Annotated in this window: 10 protein-coding genes; all 10 read right to left on the reverse strand. The window is 41.0% G+C overall.

Going from position 1 to position 9,634, the window contains the following annotated elements:
* On the reverse strand, window positions 1–528 hold a 528-nt coding region (locus tag AC06OU_RS01395), incomplete at its 3' end, for a glutamine synthetase beta-grasp domain-containing protein (protein WP_475853533.1).
* 44 nt (window positions 529–572) lie between these two features.
* A complete protein-coding gene (locus AC06OU_RS01400) occupies window positions 573–956 on the reverse strand; it encodes a MerR family transcriptional regulator (RefSeq protein ID WP_475853534.1) in 384 nt (127 codons plus the stop codon).
* A gap of 137 nt (window positions 957–1,093) precedes the next feature.
* Window positions 1,094–2,344, reverse strand: coding sequence for a methionine gamma-lyase family protein (locus tag AC06OU_RS01405; RefSeq protein ID WP_475853535.1), 1,251 nt, complete (start codon window positions 2,342–2,344; stop codon window positions 1,094–1,096).
* 132 nt (window positions 2,345–2,476) lie between these two features.
* Window positions 2,477–2,776, reverse strand: coding sequence for a rhodanese-like domain-containing protein (locus AC06OU_RS01410; RefSeq protein WP_169361157.1), 300 nt, complete (start codon window positions 2,774–2,776; stop codon window positions 2,477–2,479).
* A gap of 76 nt (window positions 2,777–2,852) precedes the next feature.
* Window positions 2,853–3,074 (reverse strand): RNA chaperone Hfq, encoded by a 222-nt coding sequence (gene hfq, locus AC06OU_RS01415; protein WP_144541813.1) that lies wholly within the window; start codon window positions 3,072–3,074, stop codon window positions 2,853–2,855.
* 59 nt (window positions 3,075–3,133) lie between these two features.
* Window positions 3,134–4,054, reverse strand: coding sequence for a tRNA (adenosine(37)-N6)-dimethylallyltransferase MiaA (gene miaA / locus AC06OU_RS01420; RefSeq protein ID WP_475853536.1), 921 nt, complete (start codon window positions 4,052–4,054; stop codon window positions 3,134–3,136).
* A complete protein-coding gene (locus AC06OU_RS01425; protein WP_475853537.1) occupies window positions 4,047–4,967 on the reverse strand; it encodes an alpha/beta fold hydrolase in 921 nt (306 codons plus the stop codon). Before AC06OU_RS01425 ends, miaA begins: the two co-directional genes overlap by 8 nt.
* Window positions 4,964–6,616: a glycerol-3-phosphate dehydrogenase/oxidase gene (locus AC06OU_RS01430; RefSeq protein WP_251557113.1), complete on the reverse strand. Its 1,653-nt coding sequence runs from the start codon at window positions 6,614–6,616 to the stop codon at window positions 4,964–4,966. Before AC06OU_RS01430 ends, AC06OU_RS01425 begins: the two co-directional genes overlap by 4 nt.
* Window positions 6,613–8,127 carry a glycerol kinase GlpK gene (glpK, locus tag AC06OU_RS01435; protein WP_475853538.1) on the reverse strand — a complete coding sequence of 505 codons (1,515 nt, stop codon included), beginning with the start codon at window positions 8,125–8,127 and terminating at the stop codon, window positions 6,613–6,615. Before glpK ends, AC06OU_RS01430 begins: the two co-directional genes overlap by 4 nt.
* Window positions 8,128–8,137: 10 nt before the next feature.
* The coding region (gene mutL, locus AC06OU_RS01440; protein WP_475853539.1) for a DNA mismatch repair endonuclease MutL at window positions 8,138–9,634 on the reverse strand (1,497 nt) is incomplete at its 5' end.

Consider the following 9,634-nt stretch of genomic DNA (forward strand, 5'->3'; position numbering starts at 1 on the left):
TAATTCAAGTACGATATCACGACGGCAGTTTTCACCAAGGTCCATTGGAGCTAAATCAAAATATCCACCATGGTCATTTAAGTCTAACGTTGGCTCACCTTGTGCATCTAATTTGAATAGGAAAAATTCTGGCTCTGGCCCTAAGTTAAAGCTAGTAAATCCTAACTCTTTCATTTCTTTCATAATACGTTTTAAATTACTACGTGGATCTCCAGCAAATGGAGTTCCATCGGCTCTATTAACGTCACAGATTAGACGAGCTACTTTCCCTTTACCTGTAATCCAAGGGAATACTACCCAAGTATCTAAATCTGGTACTAAGTACATATCTGATTCTTCAATACGAACAAATCCTTCAATAGAAGATCCGTCGAACATCATTTTATTATCAAGAGCTTTATCGAGCTGACTCACTGGAATTTCTACATTTTTAATCGTACCTAGTATGTCTGTAAACTGAAGACGAATAAAATTCACCTCATTCTCTTGAACGAACTTTTTAATGTCTTCTTTTGTGTACTTACTCATTTTTCCACTCTCCTAAATATTTGATATTTTAATTGAAGCTTTACTTAACGAAAAAAGCGGGATAGGTCCCCTTGTCTCAAAGAAGCGCGCTGTTGAGTTTGTGCCAAACGCATTTCTTCCTTAACAATTGCACGTAACTCTTGATCAGAGACTACTTGTCGAACATCCCTAGAGGTTGCAGGATTTTTCTTCATTTCAAAAATTTGTTTAATACCTGCAATGTTCACACCTGATTTCAATAAGTCTTTAATTTCTAACAAGACATCGATATCATCCAGTGAGAACATGCGTTGCTTACCTTCCGTCCGTGCAGGCTGAACTAATTCTTGTTCTTCGTAATAGCGAATTTGTCTAGCTGTTAAACCAGTTAGCTGCATGACAATATTCATCGATAGCAGTGGCATGGAACGTCTCCATTCCTTTTCCATCGCTGCACCTCCTATGTAGGTTATAAACATAGTATATGTGATGTTAGTTAACATGTCAACACCATGTCAGCAAAACTTACATAAAATTTTCAAAAAAATTAAACCACTCTCTATATTTAGAAAGTGGTATTTTTTTGTTATTTATTCAATGACTGGACTGCTCCTAAAATCGCATATTTGACATGTTCGTATGTTAACCCACCTTGTATAAACGCCGTAAATGGAGGTCTGATCGGACCATCTGCAGTCAGCTCCATGCTTGAGCCTTGTACAAATGTGCCAGCAGCCATAATAACATCGTCCTCGTAGCCTGGCATATAGGCCGGCTCTGGGGCAAATTGGGCATTAATGGGTGAATGCATTTGGATTGCCTTGCAGAATTGAATCATTTGTTCAGGTGTCTGAAAGGAGACGGATTGTATTAAATCCGTACGTTTTTGAGTGTAATGTGGCTCCGTTGACATACCTACTTCCTCCAATACTGCGGAAGTAAAGATTGCCCCTTTAACTGCCTGTGAGACAACATGGGGAGCTAGGAAGAATCCCTGATACATATCTAATAATGTGTTCAGTGAAGCACCCGCCTCTGAACCTATACCCGGAGAAGTCATTCTGTAAGCGCATTTTGTAACAAAATCTTTTTTTCCTGCAATGTACCCACCAGTTTTAGCAATCCCACCACCAGGATTTTTAATCAGAGAACCTGCCATTAAATCTACTCCGACATCAGTCGGCTCTAAGGATTCCACGAATTCTCCATAGCAATTATCTACAAAAATAATGACGTCCTGCTTAATCGATCTAATTTTTTCTACCATTTCCTTGATTTGGGACACTGTGAAAGAAGGACGAACAGCATAGCCCTTTGAACGTTGGATGGCGACCACCTTGGTTTTGTCATGTATTGCATTTTTAACTGCTTCCCAATCCACCGCTCCTTCCTCTAGCAAGTCAACGTGCTGATAACTGATACCAAAATCAGCTAAAGAGCCCGTATCCTCTTCTCCGCCACTGACAATCGACTGTAAAGTATCATACGGTTTGCCGGTTATGTATAACAGCTCATCATTTGGTCTAAGAACACCAAATAAACTGATAGAGATTGCATGAGTCCCGCTAATGATTTGCGGTCTAACTAGAGCTGCCTCTGCTCCGAAGGTTGTTGCATATACTCGTTCTAACGTATCCCGACCTTCATCGTCGTAGCCATAGCCAGTCGAAGGATTAAAATGATGATCACTCACATGATGTGTTTTGAATGCATGAAGGACTTTTTGTTGATTGTGAAACGCGATACGTTCTACTTCTTTGTGATAATCTGCAATCTTGGCTTCTGCCGAAGTTGCCAGAGCCAATACTTTTTCTGATAAGGTAGTTGTAAATTCCATGATGCATCTCCTAATTCTATTCATTGTACTTTGTATTTTGTTTGATGAATTATACTTTTAAACTCGTTTTTTTGATAAAAGAGAAAAGACTAATTTCAATAAATGAAATTAGCCCCTTATTGCATTAAATATTTAGAATTGTACTTCCCCGTCCCAGGCCATCATTCCACCTGTTACATTCGTTACATCGTAACCATTCTCTTCAAGGACTTCACAAGCCATCGCACTGCGGCCACCAGCTTTGCAAATTATGTAATGAGGAACGGACGGGTCGATTTGATCCAAGCTTGTTTCCACCTGACCTAAAGCAATATGCTTAGCTCCAGGAATAATTCCTGCATCTACTTCCTCTTGTTCGCGCACATCAATAATGTTGACTTGCTCGCCCGCATCTATTTTTTTTAGAAGTTCATCTGTCGTAATAGTTTTCATAAATAACCTCTCCACTTCATTTAAAGATTCTATCAAATAATAATTGGAGCAAGTGGAACTGTCAATGAATTAGATTTTACTCTTCTGATAGCTTTACAGGCTTAGATGGAGCAAATGTAGAAATCGCATGTTTATAAATGAGCTGTTGCTTCCCATCAGATTCGAACAATACAGTGAAATTATCATAGGATTTCACTGTCCCCTTTAGTTGAAAGCCATTTAACAGAAAGACTGTTACAAAGATTTCGTTCTTTCTTAACTGATTTAAATAGTTGTCTTGAATATTCATTGGTTTCATCCCAATACCCCCGTTTGCAATTTCGCTTAAAAACGTATCACTTTAACTATTCGCTTAAATTATTGATTTTCCTGCAAGAACCTACTAATTTCTTCTAAAATACTTTCACGGTCTTTAACTGGATCAAACCATTGTATATCCATTTTGTTACGAAAATAGGTTAACTGTCGCTTAGCATACCTTCTAGAATTTTGTTTTAGTGTGTCCACGGCATCCTCAAGGGTCGATTTCCCATCCAAATAGTCATAAATTTCCTTATACCCTATGGCTTGAATGGATTGAACATCTCTTATTCCTCTATCATAAAGACCTTTTACTTCCTGTAACAGCCCTTGTTCTATCATCAGATCTACTCGCTTGTTAATACGCTGATACAGTATCTCACGATCGATTGTCAGACCAATAATATAGTGCGGCAAAACCTTTTCCTTACCTTGATTTTGCTCAATCTCGTCTCTTTGCTTTCCAGTTAGCTCATGCCTCTCGATTGCTCGAATGACTCTTTGCACATTGTTCGGGTGAATGTCCTTCGCAGCCACTGGATCTACATCCTGCAGCATCGAATATAATACCTCAGAGGTCATACCTTCCAGCTCCTTCACCCTTGAGCTGTCTTGCTTTGGCTGCTCTGAAAAGCGGAAATCGTATAAAACCGACTGAACATAAAGCCCAGTCCCCCCAACAATAATGGGTACTTTTCCTCTAGAGGCAATATCCTTTATCTTTTCTCGTACGAGCCTTTGATACTCCGCCACAGAGAAGCCCTCTGTCGGATCTTTGATATCCAGCAGATGGTGTGGAACATTTTCCATTTCATCTGCTGTTATTTTCGCTGTTCCAATGTTAAGTTCTCGGTAGACCTGCATAGAGTCCCCATTAATGATCTCCCCGTCACAAAACTTTGCCAGCTCTATACTTAATGCTGTCTTACCAACTGCAGTTGGTCCTACAATCGCAATAACTGCTGGATTACTATTCATCCTTCATCATCCACTTATATATAAATTCCATTGTTTGCTCTTTCCCTAATTCCTTTAAAAGTTCATGCCTTGCATCCTCTATCAATTGCACGGTTATATTTTTCATACCTACTTTTTTCATACCTTCCGCTACTTTAAATACATCCTTGCCGTCTTTTCCGACAGGATCCTTTGCTCCACTTATCATTAGTACTGGTAGATCCTTGCGAACTTTCATGATCTCTGATTCTTTATGAATAGCTCTCATGCCACCAAACATATCGACATATAGCTGGTTAGATGGGATAAAACCACATAGAGGATCCTCTATATACTTCCTTACTTCCTCCCCGTCTCTAGTTAACCAGTCGAAAGGAGTTTCCGGATGAGCAACTTTCTTGTTGAATCCGCCAAATGCTAGCGAGTTAAGCAAAGGACTTTCTGCCTGGGGTGTTTTAATCTTAGAAGCTGCTTTACCAATTAGTTTTCCAATGTTGCCTAATACGCCAGGATCATATGCTGAACCACTTAGGATGACTTTAGATAGAGAATCACTATATTTTTGCATATACCGACGAGCGACGAACGAGCCCATACTATGTCCGAATAAAATAAGTGGAAGATTCGTTAATCCTTCTCGAACAGTTAACAGCACTTCACGAACATCTTCCGTAATTCTTTCAAAGCCAGCACGGTCTGCAAAATAGCCTAACTGACCATTCTTTACTGCAGTCTTTCCATGACCGCGATGATCGTGACCACTTACGATAAAACCCTTATCAACCAGAAAATCGACAAACTCATCGTAACGCTCAATATGCTCAGCCAATCCATGCATAAGGTGAACATGGCCAATTGGTGTATCAGTTGGTATACATCTCATCACATAAATGAGGTGCCCGTCTGACATCTTTGCTTCTAAAATTTGCTTCACTCCACAACACTACCTTTCGAAAACATAGCATCCATTAAAGCTTCTTCTAATTGTTGCGAAAAACTTTCGGTCTCTTCCTCTGAATACTGGAGCAATTGCTTCATGACATTCAGCACTTCATCTTTATACAATTTGTATTGGTCAATACGGAAATAAAGCATACCCGTTCTTCTTACCAAGAAGTCTACAGGGGAGTACGTCATTTCTTCATGCACTGCATAGTAAATCTGCGCTAGCAAACCTAATGGCAAATTGGATGGAACAGTAGAGAGGATATGAGCGTATTGGAACACTTTATCGACATTAGAGCCGTAGAGCTTAGCCAACCTTCTACCCTCTTCTTGCGTCAACCCGTAGGAAGGAGCGATTTGCTCTTTTAATGCAACAAACCCTTCGAATTGTTCGGAGCCACCAATTTCACCACCAGACAAATTCAAATGCTTCGTTACACAAGGGCCATACTTTTCATCCCCAAGTTGTTTGGATATCTTATCGACGATTGTTTCTGCCATTTTACGATAGCCAGTCAGCTTACCGCCTGCTATTGTTAATAGTCCCGCCTCCGATTGCCAAATTTCATCTTTACGTGAAATCTCCGAAGGATCCTTGCCATCCTCATAGATTAAAGGACGAACACCTGCCCATGTAGATTCAATATGCTCAATTCCTACTTGGACACCAGGGAACATATAATGGATGGCATCTAATAGATATTCAACATCCTGTAAAGTTGCTACTGGATTTTGAATTTTTCCTTCAAAAAAGGTGTCGGTTGTACCAACATATGTTTTGCCATCTCTAGGTATCGCAAATACCATTCGTTTATCAGGTGTATCAAAATAGATAGCCTGGTGCAATGGGAAAATAGATTGGTCGATTACTACGTGGATACCTTTAGTTAGTCGCAACTTCTTTTTATTTTCGATTGCGTCTAGCGCTCTTACGCCGTCTACCCAAGGTCCAGTTGCATTCACTACTTTTTTAGCATGGATCGCGATTCTCTTGTTTGTGACCATGTCTACTATTTCAGCACCAACTACTTTATTATCATCACTATAAAGGAAAGATCTTGCCTTAGCATAGTTTAAGCATACGGCTCCTTTTTCAATCGCTTTTTTTACAACCTCAATTGTTAGTCGCGCATCGTCCGTTACATACTCAACGTAGTAGCCACCACCAAGAAGGTCCTTACTTTTTACTAAAGGCTCTTTTTCTAGTGTTTCCTTAGCAGAGAGCATTAGACGACGCTCTTCTTTTTTTACACCGGCTAAATAATCATACAGCTTTAATCCAGCGGATGTGCTTACAGGACCAAACGTTCCTTGCTTATGGAATGGAAGTAGCATGCCAGTAGGTTTAGAGACATGAACTGCATTTTCGTATACAATTTCTCTTTCTTTCCCTACTTCAGCTACCATTTTAATTTCCATTTGCTTAAGGTAGCGCAAACCACCATGGATTAGCTTGGTCGATCTGCTTGATGTACCAGCTGCAAAGTCCTGCATTTCCACTAAGGCTACAGACATCCCTCTTGTTACCGCATCAAGCGCTATGCCCGCTCCTGTAATTCCGCCTCCGATAACTAAAACATCGAATTCGTAAAAGTTTAATGTATTAAGTATTTGTTCACGTTCTACTGAAGATTTCACTTATTCCACTCCTCGTCCTGAAATTTAAATAATCTCGTTGCTTCAACGGCTAATTTCCAGCCTTTATATAATCGGTTTCTTCTTTCTTCCTCCATTTGAGGTTCATATAAGCGCTGGCTTTCCCTTAAATCGGAGAGCTCCTGCTCATCCTTCCAGAACCCTGTCGCCAAGCCGGCAAGGAAGGCGGCTCCTAGTGCGGTTGTCTCGTTAAGTTTTGCAAGCTCTACGGGTAAGTGTAACAAATCACTTTGAAATTGCATGAGGAATTCATTACTTACTGCACCACCATCTACGCGTAACACTTCCACAGAGACACCAGAATCACTAATCATCGTATCTAAAACGTCTTTCGATTGGTAGGCAAGAGACTCAAGTGTTGCACGGATAAAGTGTTCCTTGGTCGTACCTCGGGTCAGACCAAATATAGATCCTCTTGCATCAGAATCCCAATAAGGGGTTCCTAATCCTACAAAGGCAGGGACGACATAGACACCTTCCGTTGAATCCACCCGCTGCGCATAGCTTTCCGATTCACTCGCATGCTTTAGCATACGAAGCCCATCACGAAGCCATTGTATGGCAGAACCGGCGACAAAAACGCTTCCCTCTAATGCATAGGTCACCTTCCCATTCATACCCCATGCAATGGTCGTCAATAAACCGTTCTCAGAGGTTACCGCTTCCTCTCCGGTATTTAATAGCATGAAGCAACCAGTACCATACGTATTTTTAGCCATTCCCTTTTCAAAACAGCATTGTCCGAACAAGGCAGCCTGCTGATCACCTGCAGCACCTGCTATATCTATCTCCTTACCGAAAAATACAGAAGGATCGGTTTCCGCATAAACCTCAGAGGAGGAAGCAACCGTAGGGAGCATCCCCATTGGAATATTTAGCTTTTCACAAATTTCCTGATCCCACTTTTGTTCAAATATATTATAGAGCATTGTCCGGGAGGCATTGGAGTAATCTGTGACATGAGCCTTTCCATCTGAAAGTTTCCAGATTAGCCATGTATCAATGGTTCCAAACAGTAGCTCGCCAGCCTCTGCCTGTTCTCTTGCCCCATCGACATTATCTAATATCCATTTCACTTTGGTTGCCGAAAAATAGGGATCTAGCTTTAAGCCCGTTTTTTCCTGGAAGAAGGATTCCAGGTTCTCTTTCTTCAGCTCATCAATAATAGATTGGGTCTGCCTCGATTGCCAGACAATTGCATTATAGATAGGTTTACCCGTGCGCTTGTTCCATACCACGGTTGTTTCGCGTTGATTAGTAATCCCAATGGCATGGACGTCTCCGGGTTGACTGCCGCTTTCTGTTAGTACTGCTGCCAATACCGATAGTACCGTTCCCCAAATTTCCTTTGCATCATGCTCCACCCAGCCAGACTTTGGAAAGTGCTGCTTGAATTCCTTTTGCGCAGAGTGAACGACATTCCCTTTTTTATCGAATAGAATAGCTCTTGAACTAGTAGTACCTTGATCGATGGATAAAATATATTTTCCCATATAACCCCTCCTACATTACTCGTTTGAACATCTTTTCAATTTCATACGTAGAAAAATGGACAATGACTGGTCTTCCATGCGGACACGTCAAAGGATGCTTTGCATTTTTAAGACTGACTAGCAGCTGCTCCATGTCATGCAACGTTAAATAATGGTTTGCTTTAATCGAAAGCTTACAGCTCATCATGATTGCTGCTTCTTCCCGGAGCTTTTTAATATCTGTTTTGCGATTCGTCAATACTTGCTCGATTAGTCCCTCAATAATCTTAGTTTCATGTCCTTTTGGAAACCATACGGGATGGTCTCTCACAACAAAGCTAGAGGAACCAAATTCCTCCAAGAATATCCCTACTTTGTGCAGCTCATCGATGGATTCTTTAATACGATAGGCCTCATCCAAAGAATAATGGAAGGTGAGTGGCAGTAAAAGTGCTTGACGCTCCGTTACATCCACGTCCCCTACCTTTTCCTTGTAATACTCATACTTCACTCGTTCCTGTGCTGCGTGCTGGTCAATCAAATAAAATCCATCTTCACTTTGAGCAACAATATATGTACCATGGATTTGGCCGACCACATGCAAATCGGGAAACGGGTCTCTTAGTTCGAGTTCAGTTTCAGAATAAGGTTCCTCATTAGTCGGAAAGCTCTCTTCCATGACTGTCGTGTTGTCATCCCATTTAGTCGACTCTATTTCAGGTTGTTGATCAGCACTTCGAGGAGGAGTGACAGACATACCTTCCTGCTCCGTTACCTCCTGCTTTACTGGCTCATATGTTTGTTTGAAAAAATCAAACTGGAAGCTTGGCTGAGGTTTTGGCTTTACAGGCTTCTCTTTAATCTCTAGTGGTTGTTGAGAACGATGCATCACCTTACGGATAGTTTGTTTCACCAGCTCCATCAGTTCCTTTTCCTTACTCAAACGAATCTGATGCTTCGCTGGATGTACGTTAACATCAGTCAGCATTGGGTCTGTTTCAATGTTTAAAACGACAATTGGAAAGCGCCCTATCGGTAGTAGCGTATGATATGCCTCTACAATGGCATTATTTAATCCGTAATGCTTGACCCAGCGCCCGTTAACCAAAATCGTTATATAGTTTTTAGACGCTCTTGTAATCTCGGGCAGTGTTCCATAGCCTGAGATTTTAAAATCCGACGATTCTGCTTCGAATTTTATCATTTTCTTGGCATTAGACACGCCATATATGGAAGCAAGCACTTGTCTTAAGTCTCCACGGCCGCTCGTTTGTATGATTGTCTGATTGTTATGAGATAGCTTAAATGCTATTTCAGGAAAGCTAAGCGCTAAGCGGTTGATCAAATCAATGGTATGTCCTAGCTCTGTTTGAATCGTTTTTAAATACTTTAGTCGAGCAGGTGTGTTGAAAAATAACTGTTTTACTACAATGTCCGTCCCTCTTCGGATTGGGGCAGGAGTACAGGAGATCACTCTTCCTCCTTCTAGCATAACCTTAGTCCCTACATTTTCTCCATCTGATGTCCA

The organism is Psychrobacillus sp., from assembly GCF_056205495.1.